The 23,525-nt window shown below is 57.1% G+C and carries 20 protein-coding genes; 16 read left to right on the top strand and 4 right to left on the bottom strand.

Translation table 11 applies throughout. From position 1 onward, the window contains the following. A complete protein-coding gene (locus tag CR155_RS10230; protein ID WP_102069937.1) occupies positions 1–1,509 on the bottom strand; it encodes a leucyl aminopeptidase in 1,509 nt (502 codons plus the stop codon). Between the two features lie 55 nt (positions 1,510–1,564). Here CR155_RS10230 and lptF point away from each other — a divergent pair, with 55 nt between their 5' ends. Then, positions 1,565–2,692, top strand: a complete 1,128-nt coding sequence (gene lptF / locus CR155_RS10225; RefSeq protein ID WP_102069936.1) for an LPS export ABC transporter permease LptF — start codon at positions 1,565–1,567, stop codon at positions 2,690–2,692. 31 nt (positions 2,693–2,723) lie between these two features. Here lptF and CR155_RS10220 read toward each other — a convergent pair whose 3' ends face one another. Beyond that, positions 2,724–3,668, bottom strand: coding sequence for a LysR family transcriptional regulator (locus CR155_RS10220; RefSeq protein WP_233214126.1), 945 nt, complete (start codon positions 3,666–3,668; stop codon positions 2,724–2,726). A gap of 155 nt (positions 3,669–3,823) precedes the next feature. Between CR155_RS10220 and CR155_RS10215 the strand changes: the two genes are divergently transcribed. The 4 genes from CR155_RS10215 to CR155_RS10200 all read left to right on the top strand — a co-directional run bounded on the left by CR155_RS10215 (position 3,824) and on the right by CR155_RS10200 (position 8,069). After that, positions 3,824–5,035, top strand: coding sequence for an ABC transporter substrate-binding protein (locus CR155_RS10215; RefSeq protein ID WP_102069935.1), 1,212 nt, complete (start codon positions 3,824–3,826; stop codon positions 5,033–5,035). A gap of 37 nt (positions 5,036–5,072) precedes the next feature. Further along, positions 5,073–6,566 (top strand): CoA-acylating methylmalonate-semialdehyde dehydrogenase, encoded by a 1,494-nt coding sequence (locus tag CR155_RS10210; protein ID WP_102069934.1) that lies wholly within the window; start codon positions 5,073–5,075, stop codon positions 6,564–6,566. 72 nt (positions 6,567–6,638) lie between these two features. Next, entirely contained in the window at positions 6,639–7,589 is a 951-nt protein-coding gene (locus CR155_RS10205) for a CysB family HTH-type transcriptional regulator (RefSeq protein ID WP_102069933.1), read from the top strand. A 126-nt stretch (positions 7,590–7,715) separates the two neighbouring features. After that, complete coding sequence (locus tag CR155_RS10200) at positions 7,716–8,069, top strand: DUF2325 domain-containing protein (RefSeq protein ID WP_102069932.1); 354 nt, start codon at positions 7,716–7,718, stop codon at positions 8,067–8,069. A gap of 97 nt (positions 8,070–8,166) precedes the next feature. Here CR155_RS10200 and CR155_RS10195 read toward each other — a convergent pair whose 3' ends face one another. Next, entirely contained in the window at positions 8,167–8,901 is a 735-nt protein-coding gene (locus tag CR155_RS10195) for a C40 family peptidase (protein ID WP_439650434.1), read from the bottom strand. Positions 8,902–9,115: 214 nt separating this feature from the next. On the opposite strand from CR155_RS10195, the gene CR155_RS10190 reads away from it, so the two are divergent. The 4 genes from CR155_RS10190 to CR155_RS10175 all read left to right on the top strand — a co-directional run bounded on the left by CR155_RS10190 (position 9,116) and on the right by CR155_RS10175 (position 13,868). Further along, positions 9,116–9,523: a GlcG/HbpS family heme-binding protein gene (locus tag CR155_RS10190; RefSeq protein ID WP_102070155.1), complete on the top strand. Its 408-nt coding sequence runs from the start codon at positions 9,116–9,118 to the stop codon at positions 9,521–9,523. After that, positions 9,520–10,866, top strand: a complete 1,347-nt coding sequence (locus tag CR155_RS10185) for an MFS transporter (RefSeq protein ID WP_102069930.1) — start codon at positions 9,520–9,522, stop codon at positions 10,864–10,866. The genes CR155_RS10190 and CR155_RS10185 overlap by 4 nt, the downstream gene beginning before the upstream one ends. A gap of 102 nt (positions 10,867–10,968) precedes the next feature. Continuing rightward, the gene (acs, locus tag CR155_RS10180; RefSeq protein ID WP_102069929.1) at positions 10,969–12,948 is read left to right on the top strand and encodes an acetate--CoA ligase; all 1,980 of its coding nucleotides are present in this window, start codon (positions 10,969–10,971) and stop codon (positions 12,946–12,948) included. Positions 12,949–12,959: 11 nt separating this feature from the next. Then, positions 12,960–13,868, top strand: coding sequence for a DMT family transporter (locus tag CR155_RS10175; protein WP_102070154.1), 909 nt, complete (start codon positions 12,960–12,962; stop codon positions 13,866–13,868). Positions 13,869–13,877: 9 nt separating this feature from the next. Here CR155_RS10175 and CR155_RS10170 read toward each other — a convergent pair whose 3' ends face one another. Beyond that, entirely contained in the window at positions 13,878–15,524 is a 1,647-nt protein-coding gene (locus CR155_RS10170) for an electron transfer flavoprotein-ubiquinone oxidoreductase (RefSeq protein WP_199171727.1), read from the bottom strand. Positions 15,525–15,751: 227 nt separating this feature from the next. On the opposite strand from CR155_RS10170, the gene CR155_RS10165 reads away from it, so the two are divergent. The 7 genes from CR155_RS10165 to CR155_RS10135 all read left to right on the top strand — a co-directional run bounded on the left by CR155_RS10165 (position 15,752) and on the right by CR155_RS10135 (position 23,439). Then, positions 15,752–16,192, top strand: a complete 441-nt coding sequence (locus CR155_RS10165) for an acyl-CoA thioesterase (protein WP_102069928.1) — start codon at positions 15,752–15,754, stop codon at positions 16,190–16,192. A gap of 72 nt (positions 16,193–16,264) precedes the next feature. Beyond that, positions 16,265–16,972, top strand: coding sequence for a CoA transferase subunit A (locus CR155_RS10160; RefSeq protein ID WP_102069927.1), 708 nt, complete (start codon positions 16,265–16,267; stop codon positions 16,970–16,972). A gap of 2 nt (positions 16,973–16,974) precedes the next feature. Beyond that, positions 16,975–17,628 carry a CoA transferase subunit B gene (locus CR155_RS10155; protein ID WP_102069926.1) on the top strand — a complete coding sequence of 218 codons (654 nt, stop codon included), beginning with the start codon at positions 16,975–16,977 and terminating at the stop codon, positions 17,626–17,628. A gap of 42 nt (positions 17,629–17,670) precedes the next feature. Next, positions 17,671–19,464, top strand: coding sequence for an aminopeptidase P family protein (locus CR155_RS10150; protein ID WP_102069925.1), 1,794 nt, complete (start codon positions 17,671–17,673; stop codon positions 19,462–19,464). A 100-nt stretch (positions 19,465–19,564) separates the two neighbouring features. Further along, positions 19,565–21,244, top strand: coding sequence for a CTP synthase (gene pyrG, locus CR155_RS10145; RefSeq protein WP_102069924.1), 1,680 nt, complete (start codon positions 19,565–19,567; stop codon positions 21,242–21,244). Positions 21,245–21,376: 132 nt separating this feature from the next. After that, complete coding sequence (locus CR155_RS10140; protein ID WP_233214125.1) at positions 21,377–22,993, top strand: MFS transporter; 1,617 nt, start codon at positions 21,377–21,379, stop codon at positions 22,991–22,993. Next, entirely contained in the window at positions 22,990–23,439 is a 450-nt protein-coding gene (locus CR155_RS10135; protein WP_102069923.1) for a MarR family winged helix-turn-helix transcriptional regulator, read from the top strand. The genes CR155_RS10140 and CR155_RS10135 overlap by 4 nt, the downstream gene beginning before the upstream one ends. Positions 23,440–23,525 lie beyond the last annotated feature (86 nt).

The following is a 23,525-nucleotide window of genomic DNA, read 5'->3' as shown; positions in this document are numbered from 1 at the left end:
TTATGACGCCTGGTCGACCAGGTACTGGACCAGCAGAGGTACCGGCCTGCCCGAGGCACCTTTGTCTTTTCCGCTGCGCCATGCCGTACCGGCAATGTCGAGATGCGCCCATGGATACTTGCCGGTGAAGCGTGACAAAAAGCACGCCGCGGTGACCGATCCGGCCGGCGGTCCACCGATATTGGCCATGTCGGCGAAGTTGGAACGCAGTTGTTCCTGGTAGGCTTCGTCCAGCGGCATGCGCCAGGCTGGGTCGTTGGTATCGCGGCCGGCTTGCAGCAGGCTGTGGGCCAGCGCGTCATCGGGACTGAAAAGCCCTGTGTTGATATGGCCCAGCGCCACGACGCAGGCTCCGGTCAGCGTGGCCACATCAATGACCGCAGCGGGTTTGAACCGTTCGGCGTACGTTAAGGCATCGCACAGGACCAACCGCCCTTCGGCATCGGTATTTAGTATTTCTATGGTCTGGCCGGACATGCTGGTGACGACGTCGCCAGGCTTGTTGGCGCGTCCGCTGGGCAGGTTCTCGCAAGAAGGAATCAATGCGATGACTTCCCGTTCGAGTTCCAGTTCGGCAATGGCGCGTAAGGTGCCCAGCACACTGGCCGCACCGCACATATCGTATTTCATCTCATCCATGTTCGCGGCGGGTTTGATGGAAATCCCGCCAGCGTCGAAGGTGATGCCTTTGCCAACCAGGACGATGGGCGCTTTCCGATTCTTGGGCGATGGCTTCGGACCTGCCGGAGTATGCTTCAATACGATAAAGACGGGCGCTTCATAAGAACCACGCGCCACCGACAGGAAAGACCCCATTTGCAGGGCTTCGATTTCCTTACGGCCTAGAATTTCGGCTTTAAGCGTCTTGAATTCCTTGGTCAGTTTCTTGGCCGTATTACCCAAATAGGTCGGCGTGCAGACATTGGGAGGCAAATCGCCCAGCAGGCGCGTAAGATTCATGCCGTTGGCAATGGCCCGGCCTTCACGCAGGCCATTTTGCGCTTCAGTGGCTTGCGTACGCGACACCCACACCGCAATCTTGCGGAGTCTTGGCGGCGTGTCTGTTTCGGGCTTCGTGACGGTTGCACTGTAACGATAGGTTGCGCGTCCGGCTGCCATGGCGGCAGCCCGGGCGCGGGCACGCAAGCTGGAGTTGGGGCATTCGATTGCCGCAAGCGTTGAGACGCCTTCAGCAAGATTGGCGCTTACAGTATAGTGAGCGAACGCAAGTTCGCCTGCAGCGTGGGCGGCGGCGTTGTAGCGCTCTTGTTTGCCCAGGCCCACCAGAACCACCCGTACCGCCGCAACGCCCGGGAGGTTTCTTAGCACCAGGTGGGTGTTGGGTTTCGCTTTGAACTCGGAATCCAGAACACTGCGCAGTGCCCCGTTGCTTGCATGGTCGATAATGTCGGCGGCGGGGCTCAGGATCCCGTCGGCAAATACCCCTACCGCAAGGGCGGCAGTCTTGATTTGATGCAAGGAAGCCGTAGTCTGTGTGCTAAATTCCATTCGAGTTTCCAGAAAGTGTCCATAGGATGCTGATGATTATCCCGCATATTCTCTCATGTCACTATTCAAACGTTCTGTTGTATCTGAAATCCTGAGTCACGCGGGTGTCGTGTTCTCGACATTGCTGGTCGTTTGGCTCAGTGTATTGCTGGTTCGCCTGTTGGGCGAGGCCGCGAACGGCGCCATCGGCGCCGATGTGGTCGTGGGGCTGGCGACGTTTTCCAGCATAACCGCCTTGCCAGTCATCCTGGCGGTTTCTTTGTTTATTGCCGTGTTGACCACGATTACACGGAACTTTCGTGAATCTGAAATGGTGGTCTGGTTTGCCAGCGGTCTCTCATTGAAAGACTGGGTCGGGCCCGTGTTGCGTTGCGCTGTTCCTGTCGCGGTGATGATCTCCATTCTTACGCTCCTGGCATCGCCTTGGGCATATCGCCAGATCAGCGAGTATCGTCAGCGCTACGAGCAACGCTCCGATCTTTCCAAGGTTACGGCCGGACAGTTCATCGAAACTCAGGACGGTGCGCGCGTGTTTTTTGCGGAGGAGCCTACCGGGCCGGATCAGGAGCTGGGCAATATCATTGCGCGGGTCATCGATCCCGAATGGCTCAGCGTCATTACCGCGGAAAGCGCCCGTATCCAGAACGAGCCCAACGGCGACCGGTTTCTTGTGCTCAACGAGGGCCACCGCTACGATTTAAAGCCTGGGCAGTCTGATTTCAGGCTGGTGGACTTCGAGCGTTATGGTTTCCGTCTTGAAAGCAGAAACGATGCCAGCTCGGCCGCCGCGGTCAGGGCGCAGGCTGAACAACAAATAAAGGCACGGCCCACAATGCAGCTCTTTGCCGACAACACCGATAACGCCCGCTCGCAGATCATGTGGCGTATTGCCTTGCCCCTGGCGGCGCTCAATCTTGCCTTGCTGGCGATTCCGCTGGGTGCTGTAAATCCAAGGCTGGGTCGATCGGGCGATCTTCTGATCGCCGGCCTGGTGGGCTTGCTCTATATGAACCTCATCAACCTGTCACGCGGTTGGATTGGAAACGGCCAGCTCAACTTCGGCATAGGAGTATGGCTCGTGCATGCCGTTTTCACTGCCCTGATGATGTATATGATGTGGCGCAAATTACGCGTCAAGGCGCCCAAGGATCCAGGGTCTGCGTCGAATCCCAAACCTGCGTAGCCGATGGGTGGATAGAATTCGCAGGCCGCGGTCAGGAGGGATCTTCCTCCAGGTATTGCAGAGCCGTTCCGGTGCCCTGCAGCAGGGGGCCGTTGAGCTGCACCGATTTCTTCAAGAAGTCCCATAACGCCATCACACGCCTGGATTGACGCAGGTCTTCGTGGCAATACATCCAGAAGCTGCGCGTCAGGACGATGTCGTCCTCGAGAACAGCACGAAGGCGGGAATCCTGCGCCGCCATGAAACACGGCAGTATGGTGAGCGAACGCCCTTGCAGTACTGCCTGGTATTGGGCAATCACGCTGGTACTCTTGAAAATCACCCTATCAGCAGGAACAATATCTTCCAGATAACGCAGCCGGTCGCTGAAAAGCAATTCCTCGACGTAGCCGATGAACGTGTGTCGGGCCAGGTCGGACTTGTTGTTTATGTGTGGCTGCTGGTCCAGGTATTTCGTCGCTCCATACAGTTTCAGCGAATAGTCCATCAACTTAGTGCATAGATAGGGACCGCGTTGCGGACGTTCCAGCGATATGGCGATATCGGCCTCGCGCTTGGACAGGCTGATGAATCGCGGGACCGGCATGATGTCGAGCGTAATGGCCGGAAAGCGGCGCTGGAAATCCGTCATGAGCGGTGCCAGCACATAGTTCCCGAAGCCTTCGGTGCAGCCAACGCGTAGATGCCCTGACAACGTTTGTGATTGCCCTGAGACGTCTTCGCGCGCGGACAAGAGGGTACTCTCGATCGCTTCAGCATACGAGAAAAACCGTGTGCCTTCTTCCGTCATGGTGAAGCCGCTGGACTTGGATTTGTTGAAGAGTACGGTTCCGAGCTCCTGTTCCAGGGCATGGATACGGCGCGATACCGTCGTGTGCTGCACGCCGAGTCGACGTGCAGCGGCGCTTACACGCTGCGTGCGTGCAACTTCCAGAAAATAACGCAGCCCATCCCAATCCATAAAAGCCTTGTGCATTGATTAGCATTGAATGTGCAAATATTTTGATGGAAATTAGTTTTTTACACAACTACACTGCATGAGTGGCCCAAAGTGCCCCGTGTTCAGCTGCAGAAAGGGCGGGCCGCGAAAATAAGCGCAAAACGACGCAAAAATAACGATCGGAGACAACCATGAACAACACCACAATCACGCTGGCTGCCAGCATATGTATGGGTCTTGCAGGCTTCGCTCATGCCAAGGCGCCCCCAGTGAAGATAGGCGTGCTTACCGATATGTCGGGTACATACGCATCTATGGGCGGGCCCGGCTCAGTGGCCGCGGCTCAGCTTGCCATTGACGACTGTCTTGCCGCCGAGTGCAAGGGCATGGAGATCTCGCTGGTATCGGCCGACAATCAAAACAAGGCAGACGTCGGTGCGGCCAAGGCACGCGAATGGTTTGATCGTGACGGCGTCAGCGCCATCGCCGACCTGACCAACTCAGCCGTCGCTCTGGCTGTGCAAGGCATTGCCAAGGAAAAAAACAAAGTCGTCATGTTTTCGGGACCCGCCACCACGGGACTCACCAACGACAGCTGTTCCCCCGTTGGCTTTCACTGGATGTTCGACGTCTATTCCCAGTCGGTGGGAGGCGTGAGGGCAATGATAGGTAAGGGCGGCAAGTCCTGGTATTTTGTCACGGTCGATTATGCGTTCGGGCATTCCCTGCAAAAGGGTGCCCAGGATATGGTCAAGGAACTGGGCGGAACGGTGGTAGGTTCGGTACTGCATCCGCTGAATGTGGCTGACTTTGCGTCTTATCTCCTTCAAGCACAAACCTCCAAGGCCCAGGTGGTCGCGCTGGCCAATGGCGGCGCCGACGTGGTCAATGCCATCAAGCAGGCGCGCGAATTCGGCATCGTTTCAGGCGGGCAGCGCCTGGCCTCGCTGCTGATATTCCTGTCAGACTTGCGTGCCCTGGGGCTGGAGACCGCCCAGGGACTCACCTACGTCGACGGATTCTATTGGGATTTCGACGAAGGCACCCGTGCCTGGTCGAACCACTTTGCCAAGGCATTCAAGAACCAGAAACCTACCATGACGCAGGCAGGTGTGTATTCCAGCGTGAGGCACTACCTGAAGGCCGTGGCCGCGTCGGAATCCACAAACGGTGATGTTGTCGCGGCCAAGATGCGGGAGCTACCCATCAAGGACCCGATCATGCACAACGCATCGATTCGTCCTGATGGGCGCGTCATACACGATATGTATTTGTACGAGGTGAAAACCCCGGCGGAATCGAAGAACGAGTGGGATCTGTCGAAGCTGGTCGCGACCATTCCTGCCAACGAAGCATTCCAGCCTTTGTCCCAGTCCACATGTCCGCTGGTCAAGAACAGCTGATTCACTTTTGCATCATGAATGCGCCAAGGAGACCTTAATGAGTGCAGTTCCCCGTATTCCACTACTTATCGGTGGTGAGCTTGTACAGTCCAAGACAACGCAGTGGCGTGATATCGTCAACCCTGCCACGCAGGAGGTCGTTGCCCAAGTACCGTTTGCAACCAAGGAAGAACTGGATCTGGCAGTGGCCAATTCCAAAGAAGCATTCAAGACTTGGCGCAACGCAAGCCAGGGCGCACGCATGCGCATCATGTTGAATCTGCAGAAACTGGTCCGCGACAATACCGAGGCGCTGGCAAAATCCATTTCGCTGGAACACGGCAAAACCCTGCCAGATGCCGAAGGCGAAGTGGGCCGAGGCCTCGAAGTGATCGAGCATGCATGCTCGATCACTTCGTTGCAACTGGGCGAGTACGCTGAAAATGCGGCGACCGGCATTGACGTCTACACGCTGATACAGCCTCTGGGTGTCGTGGCTGGCATCACCGCCTTCAACTTTCCCATCATGCTGCCATGCTTCATGTTCCCGTTGGCCGTAGCGGCAGGCAACACGTTCATCCTCAAACCCTCCGAACAGGATCCAAGCGCGTCGCTGATGCTGGCCAGGCTGGCACTCGAAGCCGGCTTGCCGCCAGGTGTGCTGAACGTCGTGCACGGTGGCCCGGAGATTGCCAACGCCCTGTGCGATCATCCCGACATCAAGGCCATATCGTTCATCGGTTCGACGCATGTCGGCACGGAAATCTACAACCGGGCTTCCAAGGCCGGCAAACGTTGCCAGGCCATGATGGGTGCCAAGAACCACTGCGTCATACTTCCGGACGCCGATCGCGAAGTGGCGCTTAATCAGCTTGTTGGGGCCGCATTCGGTGCTGCTGGACAACGTTGCATGGCCACATCCGTGGCTGTCCTGGTCGGGAAGGCCCGCGACTGGCTTCCTGACTTTGTCGAACGCGCGAAAAAACTGAAGGTCAGCATCGGTTCCGACCGCGATGCCGATCTGGGCCCGCTGGTATCGCCGAACGCCAAGAAACGCGTTGAAGGCCTGATCCAGCAAGGTGTGGATGAAGGAGCAGAGCTCTTGCTTGACGGACGCGGTCTGGAAGTCTTGAATTACGAAAAGGGCAATTTTGTCGGCCCAACGATATTCAATAACGTGACCGCCGATATGGCCATTTACCGCGAAGAAATATTCGGCCCGGTATTATCGGTCGTGAGTGTCGATACGCTCGAGGAAGCGGTCGAATTCATCAATCGCAACCCAAACGGTAACGGCGTCGCCGTATTCACACAGGATGGCGGCTCGGCACGCTACTTCCAGAATAATATCGACGTCGGCCAGATTGGCATCAATATTCCTATTCCTGTACCCGTTGCGTGGTTCAGTTTCACCGGCTCGCGCGGATCGAAGCTGGGAGACTCCGGTCCGAATGGCAAGCAGGCCATCAATTTCTGGACTCAGACCAAAACCGTCACGGCACGGTGGTCAGCGCATGCTTCAGGGGTCAATACGACCATTTCAATGAAGTAAGCTTATAACCATAAAGAATATATTTTTATTTCTTTATTACATATAATAGCCCTTTCCGAAAGGGCTATTTTTATGAATCTTCAGCAATTCCGCTTCGTTCGTGAAACGATCCGCCGTAATTTCAATCTTACCGAGGCGGCGCGCACGTTGTACACGTCACAACCCGGCGTATCCAAGGCCATTATCGAATTCGAAGACGAACTGGGGCTGAAGATTTTTGAGCGTCATGGCAAGCGCATCAAGGGGCTTACCAAACCCGGTCACGTAGTGGCCCAGGTCATTGATCGCATCATGCGCGAGGTCGATAACCTCAAGAAGGTCAGCGACGAGTTCGCCCGACGTGACGAGGGTGGCCTGGTGATAGCTTGCACGCATGCCCAGGCGCGCTACATCCTGCCCAAAGTCATCCCCGCCTTTCGGGAACGATTTCCCAAGGTGAGGGTGTCATTGGCCGAGGGCAGTCCTCCCAGCCTGGCACAGATGGTCCTGCATGAACAGGCTGACGTCGCCATAGCAACCGAGACGCTGGCTCTCACGCCGGGCCTGGCCGCCATGCCGCTGTACTCATGGGAACACATCATCGTGGTACGGCCCGATCATCCCCTGGCGGAACTGACTTCCAGCGAGGCTAAGGCCATAACCTTGGCGCAGCTTGCCAAGTACCCCATTGTGACTTACGACCACGCGTTTTCCGGGCGCGGCACGATCGACGAAGTGTTCGCCGCGAATGGCATACGCCCTGATATCGTGCTGGAAGCCATCGATGCCGACGTAATAAAAACCTATGTCGACGTCGGCCTGGGAATCGGGATCATCGCGGGCATGGCCTTTGATCCGCGCCGCGACAAGGCACTGGCAGGGCTCCCGGCGGGTCATCTTTTCGGTACTCACGTGACCCGGGTGGCCGTCAAGTCGGGCGTCTTCCTGCGCGACTACGTCTATATCTTGCTTGAGATGCTTCAACCCCTGCTGACGCGGGATGTGGTGCAGGAAGCCATCGACAAGAGCCCCAAGCTCGATTGATTTCGACGGCGCAACATGTTACGTATCGATCCAACCTGGGACGGACAAACAGTTGCAGAACTTTGTTGACATTGATAATAAGAATGATTATCGTTACGGAGCTGGTTTACTTGATCTGGAGTCATCATGTCCGAAATCGTCAACGCCGTCGTCGTAGGAGCCGATCGCCTGGGTAATATTCCTGATCTGCTCAAAGGGCACAACATCGCCATCAGGCAGCATATCAGTGGTCGCGATCCTTCTCATCAGAAGAAGACACTGCAGCTGCCTTCCGGCACCCAACTATTGATCTTGCTCACCGATTTTCTGGGGCATAACGTGATGAAAACGTTCCGCGCGGCAGCACAGCGCTCTGGAATACGTGTTCTTGCCTGCCGTCGTTCCGTTTGCAGCATGAAGCAGGCGTTGAATCAGTGTGGGTACTGTGAAGCGTGCCCTGTGGAGCGGCAACGATTGTCCGGTCAGGTTCGTTTAGTGTAAACAAAACGGCAGCCTGCATGGAGTAGAGCTGCCGTCCCCGGTTCTTGGCGATTAAACAGCACTTGAAAATCGGCGCTGCACACAGGACAGGGGGTTATCAGTTTGCCGTTGCCAGGGAACTGGACGTTGTATTGGCAGCCAGTCGGCGTGCACCGTTATAGCGTTTTTTCCAGTAAGCGATATCCATGCTTTCTATGCGGACCACGGCGCCTGAGCGCGGTGCGTGGACGAATTTCTTGTCGCCCAGATAGATTCCAACGTGCGAATACCGATGCCCACGAGTATTGAAAAACACCAGGTCGCCTTTTTTTAGCTCATTGGTTTTTATCGACTTACCTTCCCGTGCCATCTCCGCCGAACTACGAGGTAGTTTCAAGCCCAGCGATTTTTCCGCCGCATAACTGACAAGGCCACTGCAGTCAAATCCGGTATTGGGTGTTTCCCCGCCAAAACGATACTTGATGCCCAGCATATTGAGCGCGGCAGTTGCCAGTGTTTTGGTAGTTTTTGGACTGCTGCGGTAAGGCTGCGGCTTGCCCGCAAGGTAGGCGCCCAATGGATCGGATTGGGTATAAGAAAGGTAATTATCGCGTGCAGTATGCGCCGGGTCGGACAGCGCCTGCTGGTTTTGGGCGTTAGTCGCGCATCCCGCCAATGAGACAACTGTAACAAGCAAACAACATTTGGCGCCGCGCCAGAGATTTTCAGTAGAGTTGAACGTAGACAGTAGTGAAGTCAAAGAGGGCGGCATAGTCGTTTTTCGTTTTCGCTTAAACAGGGATTTTGCAGCATGTGTCGATTTGCTAGAGAATTTATGCGAAATCGACAACATAATGCATGAACACGCTTCTAAAAAGCATGTGCCCCACACGTGTTGTACTAGAATGAGGCCTCGAGTTTAACGAAACATCGCCGGTCGGTAAAGAAGTATTTCCGATTTTTTTGACTTTACTCGGTAGCGGCGGCGGGATAGTCTATGGGCTGTTTGTCGGTGTCGCTGACAAGGTCGTAGCACAATGTTTCAATTCAACCGGGGAATGTTTCTGATGTACACAAAACCAGTTTTAAGTATGACCGACGTGAAATCCATACTGGAAGCGGCTCAAGTGTTCGCCGCGCAGCATGGCTGGGCCGTCACCATATCGGTGGTGGACGACGGGGGGCACCTGTTGGGCCTGGTGCGCCTGGATGGCGCAGCACCGATTTCCGCACAGATATCGCCAGCCAAGGCACGTACGGCGGCATTGGGTCGGCGCGAATCCAAAGGGTATGAAGACAGCATCAACCAGGGCCGCTATTCGTTTCTGTCCGCTCCAGGCCTTGAAGGCATGCTTGAAGGCGGCATCCCCATTGTTGTCGATTCGGCCATCGTCGGCGCCGTAGGCGTCTCGGGCGTTAAATCCAGTGAAGATGTCGAGATTGCACGCGCCGGAATAGCCGCTCTGAATCAATGAGTCGTGAAAGCTCAAAGGCGTCGCCCGATGCAGGCCTGACTCTCGCGTTTCGTGACGCCGTCAATCCAGGCGTCACGAAGCGCGAAGTGTGGGCTTGGGCGATGTACGACTTCGCCAATTCGGGCTACACAACGGTTGTACTTACTACGGTATTCAGCGCGTATTTCGTCAGCGTCGTGGCCGACGGCAAAACATGGGGCACATTGGCGTTTACCGCAGCGATGTCTTTTTCCTATCTGATGATCATGCTGAGCATGCCGTCGCTGGGCGCCCGCGCGGACGCCCGGGCCGGCAAGCGTAAGCTGTTGTTCACCAGTACCTTGGGCTGCGTGGTAGCGACCTTGCTGCTCGCGTTCACTGGCCCGGGCGATATCGCCTGGGGCCTGCTCATCATCGCTTTATCCAATTACTTTTATTGTGTCGGTGAGTCCATCGTGGCCGCATTTCTTCCGGAAATCGCCCGACCACGCGCACTGGGCCGGGTCTCAGGCTGGGGATGGAGCTTCGGCTATTTTGGCGGCATGCTCACGCTGGGTTTGGCCTTGGCTCTGGTGTCGTGGGCAAGCGGGCGCAACATTCCGGCCAGTCAGTACGTTCCTTACATCATGGTCTTGACGGCCGTGATATTCATGGTGTCCGCCATTCCGTCCTTTTTGTATTTGCGCGAACGCACCCCGCCCAGCCATACGAAACCTCGGAAGATACTAGCCAATCTGTTGGCCGCCTGGTACGACACGCGACAGAATTTTCCCGACTTCCGACTTCTGCTATTGTGCGCAGCGTACTATCACGCCGGGATAGCGGTTGTCATCACCTTATCGGCCGTGTATGCAACACAGGCAATGGGCTTTACCATGGCACAGACGATGATGCTGGTGTTCACCGTCAATATCGCGGCGGCAACGGGAGCTTTTCTTTTTGGCTACGTGCAGGACAAGATCGGTCACAAGGTCGCCCTTGCGATCACACTCGTCGCCTGGATCATGATGATTCTGGTTGCCTATGCGGCCGTGCAGCTGTGGGTGTTCTGGGTGGCCGCTACGTTGGCCGGACTTTGCATGGGAACGAGCCAGAGCGCGGGCCGTGCAATGGTGGGCGCATTGGCACCACCAACACGATTGGCCGAGTTCTATTCACTATGGACATTTGCCACGCAGTTGGCTGCCGTGGTCGGACCCTTGTGCTACGGCCTTGTGACCTGGGTCACTGATGGCAATCATCGCCTCGCATTGCTATTTACCGGTGTCTTTTTCGTGGCCGGCCTGATTGTCCTTACGCGCCTGGACTTCCCGAGAGGGGCATTGGCTCGCGACGCGCGGCGACACGATATGATATCGGTCTGAGTCCTACCTTGAAAACCTGCTGGGTCGTATTGTCAGTCTTTTGTAAGCCTGACGCAGTACGGTGAGGCAATAATTCGAACAAATACTTCTAAGGAGCGCAACATGTCTAGTGGAATTGAGTCTGTACTCACCGAAACCCGGGTCTTCCCGCCTTTTCCCAATCTTGTCGAAGGTGCTGCTATTTCCGGAATGAAAGAGTACCAGGCGCTGTGCGATGAGGCACGACAATCGCCCGACGATTTCTGGGGGCGACTTGCACGGGAAAACCTGAATTGGACAAAGCCTTTCAGCCAGGTTCTGGATGAATCCGAAGCGCCGTTTTATCGTTGGTTCGCGGACGGCGAGATGAATGTGTCGGCGAATTGCCTCGACAAGCATCTTGCTACGCCAACCGCCAATAAAACGGCGCTTATTTTCGAAGCGGACGACGGGAAGGTTACTTCAGTGACCTATAAAGAGTTACATGCCCGAGTCTGCAAATTCGCCAATGGTCTGAAGTCACTGGGGCACCAGGCTGGCGAGCGGGCCATTATCTACCTGCCGATGTCCATTGAAGCGGTCGTCGCCATGCAAGCTTGCGCGCGCCTGGGCATCATTCACTCAGTCGTGTTCGGGGGGTTCTCATCGAAGAGCCTCCACGAGCGCACTGTCGATGTGGGTGCTACGCTGGTGATCACTGCTGACGAACAGGTGCGCGGCGGCAAGTCCATTCCATTGAAAAACGCGGTCGACGAAGCCCTGTCCATGGGCGGTTGCGAGGCCGTCTCACATGTGGTCGTCTACAAGCGCACCGGCGGACCGGTGCAATGGAACGAGGGCCGCGACATCTGGATGAACGCGCTGTCGGAAGGCCAGTCCGACCAATGCGAACCTGTCTCACTGAATGCCGAACATCCCCTGTTCATCCTCTACACATCGGGTTCGACAGGCAAGCCGAAGGGTGTGCAGCATGCCACGGCAGGTTTCCTGCTGTGGGCCTTGCTTACGGTCAAATGGACGTTCGATGCCAAGGACTCTGATGTTTTCTGGTGCACGGCCGATGTCGGCTGGGTAACAGGGCACACCTACATTACCTATGGGCCGTTGGCCGCTGGCTTGACGCAAGTGGTATTTGAAGGTATTCCCACCTATCCCAATGTTGGCCGTTTCTGGGAAATGATCCAGCGTCACAAGGTTACGGTGTTTTACACCGCTCCGACGGCAATCCGTTCGCTCAGCAAGGCCGCCGAGGGATCTCCCGATTACCACCCGCGCGAATATGACCTCAGCAGCCTTCGCATTATCGGATCGGTGGGCGAGCCCATCAATCCGGAAGCCTGGATGTGGTACTACACCAATGTGGGTCGCGAGCGCTGCCCAGTATTGGACACGTGGTGGCAGACCGAGACCGGTGCCCACATGATCACACCTTTGCCCGGCGTGACGCCGCTCAAGCCCGGCTCCTGCACCTTGCCCCTGCCCGGTATAGCGGCCGCGGTCGTTGACGAGGCAGGCGAACCGCTGGAAAGCGGCAAGGGTGGCTTCCTGGTGGTGCAGCGCCCATGGCCCGGAATGATACGCACGATATGGGGTGATCCTGAACGATTCAAGAAAAGCTATTTTCCCTCCGAGCTGAAAGGCGCCTATCTGGCTGGCGACGGCGCGCAGTGCGACGCGGATGGCTATTTCTGGATCATGGGCCGTATTGACGATGTTCTGAACGTGTCTGGCCATCGGCTGGGCACCATGGAGGTCGAATCGGCCCTGGTGTCGCATTCACTGGTCGCCGAAGCCGCCGTGGTGGGGCGTCCGGATGCCACGACCGGAGAAGCCGTGGTCGCCTTTGTCGTGCTCAATGGGCCGCTACCGGAAGGAGCTGAGGCCGCAAAGGTAGCGAAGCAACTGCGCGACTGGGTGGCGAAGGAAATCGGTCCCATCGCCAAGCCCAAGGACATACGCTTCGGTGAAAACCTTCCGAAGACGCGTTCTGGAAAAATCATGCGACGCCTTCTTCGGGTCGTAGCCCAAGGAGAATCCGTCACCCAGGACGTTTCCACGCTCGAGAATCCTGCAATTCTGGATCAGTTGTCGCAGGCTTGGTAGGGCGCATTCTGTTGAAAGAAAACCAGGCGGACCGCGGGGCCTTGTTCCTCATGGGCATTACCGTGGTGCTGTGGGGATTCAGCTGGATCGTCATGAAGCACCTGTCCGCCCTCATTGGGCCATTCGACCTGGTCGTTGGCCGATACGGCCTGGCCTTTCTTGTCTTGTTCTCGATACTCGTGGCGACCAGGAAATCCCTGCGTTTTCCGCCCTTCTGGTTGACAGTGGGTATTGCTGTCTTCCAGACCACGGCTTTCCAGTGTCTTTGTCAGATGGCGCTGACCAGCGGCGGAGCGGGCCACGTGGCATTGCTGGCCTATACGATGCCGTTCTGGGTGGTGGTGTTCGCCTGGCTACTGCTTAAGGAACGCCCGGCTCGGCGTCACATCTTGGCACTGGTGCTGGCAGCGCTCGGACTGATTGCCGTGATTGCACCTTGGAAAGGCGTGGGCAGCGTCCAGGGTTCCTTGCTGGCACTGGGCGGGGGTATGAGCTGGGCGCTGGGTGTGGTATTGACCAAGAAAATGTTTATCAGCCATCGGGTGGAGGTGCTGAACCTGAGCAGCTGGCAAATGCTGCTGGGCGCCTTGTTCGCCTTGCCGGTGGCACTGGTGTGGCCCCAGCGCAGCATAGTGTGGGGACCCGATCTGTTCTGGGGCATGGCCTATATGGCCATACTGGCCTCGGCGCTGGGCTGGTGGCTGTGGTTGTCCGTCGTGCGGAAGGTCAGCGCAACGATAGCGGGGATGTCCAGCCTGGGTGTTCCCGTGTTAACCATCATCCTCGCGTGGCTTCTGCTTGGAGAACGGCCCACCCTGCTCGAAGCATGGGGCGTGATGTTCATCATGGCAGGTCTGGTGGCAATCAATCTGCCGCCAGAGGCGCTACGCAGGCTGCGGCGGCGCAACCTGCGTACATAAGCGCTTGCGCTACATTCCGTTGTAAACCGGACCTTCACCACCTTGTGGAGCCACCCAAACAATGTTCTGCGTAGGATCCTTGATATCACACGTTTTGCAGTGGACGCAGTTCTGGGCGTTGATCTGCAGGCGATCTTCGCCGGCGTCGGTTTTCACGAACTCGTAGACGCCCGCGGGACAGTAGCGCGCTTCCGGACCGGCGTACTTGGCCAGGTTGACTGACACCGGTATTGACGGGTCTTTTAGCGTCAGGTGCACGGGTTCGTTCTCTTCGTGATTGGTGTTCGATATGAACACTGAACTCAGCTTGTCGAAAGTGATCTTGCCGTCGGGCTTGGGGTAGTCGATGCGGGCGCATTCGGCCGCGGGTTGCAGACATGCGTGATCTGGTTTGCTGTGGTGCAGCGTCCATGGCATCTTGCCCTTGAGCAGCCATTGTTCGACGCCTGTCATCAAGGTGGCGATGGTACGGCCCTTCTTGAACCATTGCTTGAAATTGCGGGACTTATTAAGTTCGGCATGCAGCCAGGAACTTTCGAATGCCGCTGGATAAGCCACGAGTTCGTCATGGCGGCGATCGGCAACGATGGCGTCGAATGCCGCTTCGGCAGCCAATGCACCGGTCTTGATGGCCGAATGGCTGCCCTTGATGCGCGACGCATTCAACACACCGGCTTCGCAGCCGACCAGGACACCGCCCGGGAAACAGAGCTTAGGCAATGACAGCAGCCCGCCGGCAGTAAGCGACCGGGCGCCATAGGCTATTCGCTTGCCGCCTTCGAACGTTTGTCGTATGGCGGGATGGGTCTTGTAGCGCTGGAACTCTTCGAATGGAGATAGCCAGGGGTTGGCGTAATCCAGTCCGACGACCAGTCCGACCACGACGATATTGTCGGCCATGTGATACAGGAAGGATCCGCCATAGGTGTCGGAATCAAGCGGCCAGCCCGCCGTGTGCATGACCAGCCCCGGTTGGGACTGTGACGGATCGACTTCCCACATTTCCTTGATGCCGATGCCATAGCTTTGCGGATCCCGGCCTGCGTCGAGTTTGTAGCGGCTGATGAGTTCGCGGCCCAGCTGGCCGCGTGAACCTTCGGCAAAGACGGTGTATCGGGCATGCAGTTCCATGCCGGGTTGGTAGTGCGGCGTGCGTGATCCATCGCGCGCCAGGCCCATGTCGCCCGTGGCAACACCTTTTATTGCGCCGGTATCGGTGTAGAGAATCTCGGTTGCCGCGAAACCGGGAAAGAGGTCCACGCCCAGGCTTTCGGCCTGTTCACCCATCCAGCGCACCACATTGCCCAGCCGAACAATGTAGTTGCCGTGGTTCTGGAAGCAGTCAGGCAGAAGCCAGTTTGGCGTCGCGCGCGAGCCTTTTTCGGTGAGAAACAGGAATTTGTCTTCGGAGACCACGGTATTCAGCGGTGCCCCTTTTTCTTTCCAGTCGGGGATCAGCTCATTCAGCGCGCGGGTGTCCATGACAGCGCCCGATAGTATGTGTGCGCCCACCTCGGAGCCTTTCTCGAGCACGCAAACGCTAATCTCGTGGTCTCGCTCGGCGGCCAGCTGCTTGAGACGAATGGCAGCCGCCAGGCCTGCCGGCCCGGCACCTACCACGACAACGTCGTATTCCATTGATTCGCGTTCAGCCATTTTTAGAGATCTCCCGTGTGTCTGATATGTTGTGGCATTGGCCGCTAGGGCCTGAATTTATGACCCGATTGTATTGCAGTCTGGGGTCATGTCCCATCATCGGGAGGTCTTCCGCCACGATTTTACGTGTGCGGCAGCCATCGTGGCGTAGCGCTGCGCAACCGTAAACCGGGCTTTTCTTGCCGTTATACTTGTTCATTCGAAAATAGTGAAAGGGGCTTTTTTTCATGCAGCTTACTGATCCGCCGTTCTCGCCTGCGATAGGCGGCGCCTTTCGTTGCGCCTTGCCGATACGCTGGGGTGACCAGGACGCCCAGAATCATGTAAACAATACCTTGTACTTCCGCTATTTTGAAGAGGCGCGGATGCAGCTGTTCCAGCGGGTGGGCATTACCTTGCCGTCCAGCAAGGTCGGCATTCTGGCCCATACCTCGTGCGATTTTATCAAGCCGCTTATGTACCCGGCTACCATCGTCGTAACCCAGATCCTCGCCAAAATCGGCAGGTCAAGCATGACGATCGATACGGTCATTGAGCGTGACGATGAGCCCGGCGTGGCATACGCCAAGGGTAATTACGTTATTGTCGGTGTAGACGCCGCCACGGGTAAATCGTCCCCCTGGAGCGAAGCGGAGCTCGCGCAGTTTGCCAGATTTTTTATTTCTTGATCACTGATTCACTCATCATGCGGGTCATTTGATCCGCTGCCCAGCATGCTATTTTGAAATAAGGATGGAGTAATGGATAAAGTCTATGCAAGTGCCGCAGAAGCACTTAATGGCGTGGTCGCCGACGGTCAAACCATCGCCGTGGGCGGGTTCGGGCTTTGTGGCATTCCCGAGGCCCTCATTGCGGCCTTGCGCGATACTAGGGTCCAGAACCTGACATGCATCAGCAATAACGCTGGCGTCGACGGTTTTGGACTGGGCCAGTTGCTCAACACCCGCCAGATCAAGAAGATGATCGCATCGTATGTCGGTGAAAACAAAGAGTTCGAACGTCAATACCTCGCTGGCGAACTCGAGCTCGAATTCACACCCCAAGGCACCTTGGCTGAAAAACTGCGCGCCGGGGGCGCTGGGATCCCAGCGTTTTTCACGCGTACCGGTGTAGGCACCCTTGTTGCGGATGGCAAGGAAGTGCGTGAATTCGACGGCGAGCAATATGTCATGGAACGCTCCCTGGTGCCCGATGTGTCGTTGGTCAAGGCCTACAAGGCCGATCGCAGCGGCAACCTTATTTTCAGAAAGACAGCGCGCAATTTCAATCCCAACGTTGCAATGGCCGGTAAGGTCACTATCGTGGAAGTCGAGGAAGTCGTCGATACCGGTACGTTTGATCCAGACGACGTCCATCTTCCGGGCATCTACGTTCACCGCATTGTAATCAATGCCCAACCCGAAAAACGAATTGAACAGCGCACTGTCCGCAACGCAAAAGGAGCTTGAGAATGGCCTGGAATCGTGAAGAAATGGCAGCCCGCGCTGCCCGTGAATTGCAAGATGGTTTCTATGTGAACCTCGGAATAGGCCTGCCCACGATGGTGGCCAATCATGTGCCGGAGGGTGTGGAAGTGTGGCTGCAATCCGAAAACGGCTTGCTCGGGATAGGCCCCTTTCCGACAGAAGATGAGATCGACCCTGACTTGATCAATGCCGGCAAGCAAACCATTACCACTTTGCCTGGTTCATCCATTTTTTCTTCGGCTGACTCTTTTGCCATGATCCGCGGCGGCAAGATAAATCTTGCCATACTGGGCGCCATGCAGGTGTCCGAGAAAGGCGATCTCGCCAACTGGATGATTCCTGGAAAAATGATCAAGGGCATGGGCGGCGCCATGGATCTGGTCGCGGGCGTGGGCCGGGTGGTGGTGCTCATGGAGCATGTGGCACGCAAGAAAGACGGCACCGAAGACATGAAGCTGCTGCCTGAGTGCACGCTGCCGTTGACCGGGGTAGGCGTTGTCGACCTCATTATTACCGACCTGGGCGTCCTGGAGGTGGGTGATAACGGCCTAAAGCTCATCGAGCTTGCACCAGGCGTAACTGTCGACGAGATTCAGTCCAAGACCGCAGCCCGGCTGGACGTGTCGGCCGTGGCCTAGACTTTTCGCAACCTTACTTTCGACCTTCCACCAAGGACAATCGTGAATCCCAATGTTTTTGCTGATCGCATCCGCGCCCTGCAAGCCGCCATGAGTGCCCGAGGCGTCAATGCATGCGTGGTGTTGTCGTCCGACCCACATTTGTCCGAATACTTGCCTGGCCACTGGCAGGGCAGGCAGTGGCTTACTGGATTCGACGGATCGGCCGGTACCTTGGTGGTGACCGAAAGCTTCGCCGGCTTATGGACAGATAGTCGGTATTGGGAACAGGCCGACAACGATCTGGCCGGCACAGGTATAGCCACCATGCGCGCTGGCGCGCCGGACGTGCCTGGACCGATCGAGTGGCTGGCCGGCACACTGTCGCGCGGCGCATGCGTGAGCGTCGACGGGCAGGTGTTGGCCATCCGTACGCATCGGCAGTGGCAGGAAGTCCTTGCAGCCAAAGGGATCAAGGTGTCGTGCGACCGTGACTTGCTGGACGACATCTGGCCGCAGCGTCCGGGCTTGCCTCAAGGCACTGTTTTCGAGCATTTGCCTCCGTTTGCATGCCGGTCGCGAAAAGATAATCTCGCGGCGGTACGGGCCGCCATGGAGCAAAACGGGGCAGATTGGCACTGGATCTCATCGCTTGACGATATAGCGTGGCTTTTCAATTTGCGCGGCAATGATGTTCCGTACAACCCCGTCTTTCTGGCGCACGCCCTGATTGGGAAAGACAGCGCGCGCTTGTTCGTGGCGCCCGGCAAGATCGATGCCCCGATTTCGGATGCCTTGTTGAAGGATGGTATAGGTATCGAACCCTATGATGCCGCCGCAGGCGCCTTGGCATGTCTGGCGGACACGGAAACACTGCTTTTCGACCCGGCGCGAACCACGGTGGGTGTGTTGGCATCTGCCGCATTCGTCGGCAAGCGCGAAGCCCTCAACCCGTCGCAGTTGTTTAAATCGTGCAAGAATGCCGCCGAGGTTGAACATGTGCGGCGCACCATGGAGCATGACGGCGCGGCTCTGTGTGAGTTCTTTGCGTGGTTCGAAGCGGCATTGGGTGCAACCCGTATCACCGAATTGACCATAGACGAAATAATTACAGAAGCGCGCAGCCGTCGCTCCAACTTCGTCACGCCGAGTTTCGGCACGATTGCTGCATTCAACGCCAATGGCGCCATGCCGCATTACCATGCGACCGAGCCGTCGCATGCCGAAATAGCAGGCGATGGCTTGTTGCTGATCGACTCCGGCGGGCAGTACCTGGGCGGGACGACCGATATCACCCGTGTCGTGCCGGTCGGACAGGTTGGCGACGCGCAGAAACGCGACTACACCGCTGTGCTCAAGGGACACATTGCCTTGGCGCTCGCCGTATTCCCGCGTGGCACCATGTCGCCCTTACTCGATACGATTGCGCGTATGCCTATCTGGCAGGCGGGGGCCGACTACGGGCACGGTACGGGCCATGGCGTGGGATATTTCCTGAACGTCCATGAGGGACCGCAGTCCATCGCCTATCGCGCCGCTGTCAATCCGGACATGGCGATGCAGCCCGGGATGATTACTTCCAACGAGCCCGGCTTGTATCGCCCTGGCATGTGGGGCATAAGAATCGAAAACCTGGTCCTCACGGTGCCGGCGGCCGAAACCGAATTCGGCGAGTTTTTGAAATTCGAAACACTCACCTTATGCCCGATCGATACGCGCTGCATTGCTCTCGATTTGCTGACACCTGCCGAGAGGGCATGGCTTAATGACTACCATGCCGAAGTTCGCCGGCGCCTGTTGCCCATGGTGGCCGGACCCGCCGAAACCTGGCTCCTGGAACGTACAGTCGATATTTGATCAAAACTTCTTTATTCGTCCGGAATGACCAACAAGAGGGTTGCGGCCGGCTATAATCCAAATTTCCCGCTCTGCCCGGCCACACCGGGCATGTATACCGATGACCAAATACGTCTTTGTTACGGGTGGAGTCGTCTCCTCCCTGGGTAAGGGCATAGCTGCTGCTTCCCTCGCGGCGATCCTTGAATCCCGCGGCTTGCGTGTCACCATGCTCAAGCTCGATCCTTATATCAACGTCGATCCTGGTACCATGAGCCCCTTTCAACACGGGGAAGTCTTTGTTACCGAAGACGGGGCCGAGACCGATCTCGACCTCGGGCACTACGAGCGCTTCATTTCCACGCGCATGCGCAAGGTCAACAATTTCACGACCGGGCAAATCTACGAGTCCGTGCTGCGAAAAGAACGCCGTGGCGACTATCTTGGCAAGACTGTCCAGGTGATTCCCCATATTACCAACGAGATCCAGGACTTCGTGGCGCGCGGCGCCAAGGCGGCCTGGGACGGTGCAGCCGACGTCGCCATTGTCGAGATCGGTGGGACCGTCGGCGATATCGAGTCCTTGCCTTTCCTGGAAGCCGTTCGGCAAATGAGCCTGAGGCTGGGGCGCAACAACGCGGCATTCATACACTTGACGCTGGTCCCGTTCATTGCTTCGGCCGGCGAACTCAAGACCAAGCCTACCCAGCATTCCGTGCAGAAACTGCGTGAAATCGGTATTTACCCAAATGCCTTGCTATGTCGTGCCGACCGTCCCGTTCCCGATGACGAGCGCGCTAAAATTTCGCTGTTTTCCAATGTGCCACTCGATGCCGTCATTTCGGTCTGGGACTCGGATTCCATCTACAAGATTCCGTCGATGCTGCATAAGCAAGGATTGGATACGCTTGTTTGCGATGCACTCGCGCTCAATCCACCGCCTGCCGACCTTACCGTGTGGGATCGCCTGGTCGATGCCATCGAACACCCACGGCACGAGGTGCGTATAGGCATGGTGGGCAAGTATGTCGACCTGACCGAGTCATACAAGTCGCTCAGCGAAGCCCTGGTCCATGCCGGCATCCACACGCATTCCCGTGTTTCCATCGAATACCTCGACTCCGAAGTCATCGAAGCGGAAGGTACTGATTGCCTTAAGGGGCTGGACGCCATCCTGGTGCCTGGCGGTTTCGGCAAGCGGGGCACCGAAGGCAAGATCAAGGCAATTCGGTACGCCCGCGAGAACGGTGTTCCCTATCTTGGGATCTGCCTGGGCATGCAGCTGGCAGTGGTTGAATTCGCACGTAATGTGGCCGGTTTTGGCGGTGCCAACAGCACCGAGTTCGATCCCTCCGCACCGCATCCCGTGGTAGCGCTGATTACCGAGTGGCAAGACCGCGAAGGCAAGATCGAAAAGCGCGATACCACTTCGGACCTGGGCGGTACCATGCGCAAGGGCGCACAACGTTGCCCGGTCAAATCTGGTACGCGTGCTTATTCCATCTATGGCGACGAAGTCAACGAGCGCCACCGCCATCGCTACGAGGTGAACAACGTCTATGTGCCTCGCCTGGAAGAGGCCGGTATGGTGATCAGTGCACGTACGCCTACTGAGAATCTTCCCGAGATCATGGAGTTGCCTCAGCATCCATGGTTCATGGGTGTCCAGTTCCATCCCGAATTCACCTCCACGCCCCGGGATGGGCACCCATTGTTCTCAAGCTACATTCAGGCGGCCATCGATCACCAGGCACGGCGCGCCGGTACGAAAGACACAGCTTCCGTGATCGAAATCGTGTAGTCCTGCGCAGTATCCAGGTTCAGGACTGGTCCTTCACGGTGTGTCGGACCCACATCCGATATTCTTTTGCCATCCGGCCTCGCCGCGCTAAAATGCTGGACGTAGCAATTATTGACTTATCAAGGGATTTACATGTCGCCACGGCCTTCGCTGGAGTCGCCCGACAACGGGCGTGTTCTTCCGGTGCGCCAGTCCTTGCTTGCGATGCTGGGCCTCTGTTTTGTTACGATGCTCGTTGCGGTCGACCAAACAGTCGTAGGCACTGCGCTGCCCACAATAGTCGCCGAGCTAAACGGGTTTGAATTGTATGCCTGGGTGGCGACTTCCTATCTGCTCACTTCCGTCATCACCATCCCGATCTTCGGTCGCCTGGGTGATTTCCATGGACGCAAGCCGTTTGTCATCGCATCAATTATCGTGTTCACCGTCGCTTCCGCCCTGTGCGGCATTGCCGAAACCATGTTGCAGCTGGTGCTTGGACGCGCATTGCAAGGCATAGGTGGCGGAATGCTGATCGGCACTGCGTTCGCTTGCGTTCCTGACCTGTTTACCGACACCCATGTCCGCCTGCGCTGGCAGGTGTTGCTGACGGCTTCCTTTGGCATCGCCAACGCTTTCGGCCCGTCTCTGGGGGGGTTCCTTACGCATTACATGGGCTGGCGTTCGGTGTTCTATGTCAATTTGCCAATAGGGGTCGTTGGACTGTATTTCATCTGGCGCTTCCTTCCTCATATCAAGCAAGCGCAGCGCGGCAGGATCCGACTGGATTGGCAGGGTGCGGGCTTGATTGCGCTTGGCCTGGGCAGCTTGCAGGTCTTCGTGGAACTGGTGCCCCTGCATGGCGCGAGCCTGTCCATGGTTTTGCTGGGCTTATTCTCGGTTGCCGCTTTCGCTGTACTGATCTATTGGGAGAAGCGCTGCGAAGAGCCCTTGCTGCCGCCCGATATGTTTCGCAACAAGAGTCTGGTTGCCTTGTTCTTTCTTTCACTGTTCACGGGTTTCGTGATGTTCACCTTGCTGTTCTATCTGCCGCTGTTGCTACAGGGCGGGTTCGGCTTGAGTCCGCAGCAGGTGGGCTTGCTTATCACTCCTTTGGTCGTGTTCATAACCGTCGGCAGTATCGCCAATAGCCGCATCGTTGTGCGTCTGAACTCTCCCAATCACATACTGTATCTCGGGTTTGGCCTTATGGTCCTCGCATGCGCCGGAATGGTGGTAACGCAAAAAACCACCTCGCATTGGGTCGTTGCCGTCTATATGATGCTCGGCGGTACAGGCCTGGGTTTCGTCATGCCCAACCTCACGGTCTTCGCCCAGGAGACTGCCGGCCGGGCGCTGCTGGGCATCTCTACTGCGCTTTTGCAATCGGTAAGGATGATAGGCGGCATGTTCGGCCTGGCTCTGGTTGGCACCGTGGTGGGACACTATCACGCCGGCTCGGTGCGTCAATCCATCCCGCAGGGGGACGGCACATCATGGATGGCCTTGCTGGAAGATCCGCAAGTGTTGGTCAGTCAGGCCGTCCAGAATGACTTTATCATCCAGATGCGAGATGCGGGACTACAAGGCGATGCCTTGATAGAGATCGCCCGCACGTCGCTGGTCTCGGCCGTTCATAGCGGGTTGACGCTGACCTTGTTGACTGCCCTGATCGCTCTTGCATGGGTGTATCGCGTGCCGCGGATAAGTTTCTCGCGCACCGTTGCCGCCAGCGACCAGCCCGCGCCGCCGACAAGGGGACGTTCATGAGCGATATCCCGCAACTGCATGTCATGCAGCAGCTCGGGCGCACCTATCGTGCAATGATGTCGGCCTTCGAGGCCAATATAGGGCACTCGATGCCGCGTTGGCGGATACTGCTGCATTTGCACCAGTGCGGTGAAACCTCCCAGAAGCAGCTCGCGCATGTGTTGCGGATCGATCCCGCAGCGCTCACGCGCCAGATCAAGGTCATCGAAAAAAAGGGGTGGATCGAACGACATAACGACACCCAGGACAACAGACTCACGAATGTCGCATTGACGGATGCAGGCAGGGTCGTCGTGACGCAGGCCATGCCCCGTCGGTCCGCGTTTATTGAACGGGCGTTGTCCGACTTGTCGGCCGATGACATGCAAGCGCTTGGAACGATGTTAAGCATTCTTGAACAGCGTCTGCGTCAGGAGGCGGCAAGCCCCGCCGACACGCAATCCTGATCCGGAATGTCTCCCCGGCGGGGGGGGTTGCATCAGTCCAGGGCGTGACAGAAAATAAAATTTCTAATCTTTTAAACTAAGGGAAG

The sequence above is a fragment of the Pollutimonas nitritireducens genome (genome assembly GCF_002849615.1).
Lineage (GTDB): Bacteria > Pseudomonadota > Gammaproteobacteria > Burkholderiales > Burkholderiaceae_B > Pollutimonas > Pollutimonas nitritireducens.
Note: the sequence above shows the minus strand (reverse complement) of the source record. Positions and strands in the feature narration are given on the sequence as shown.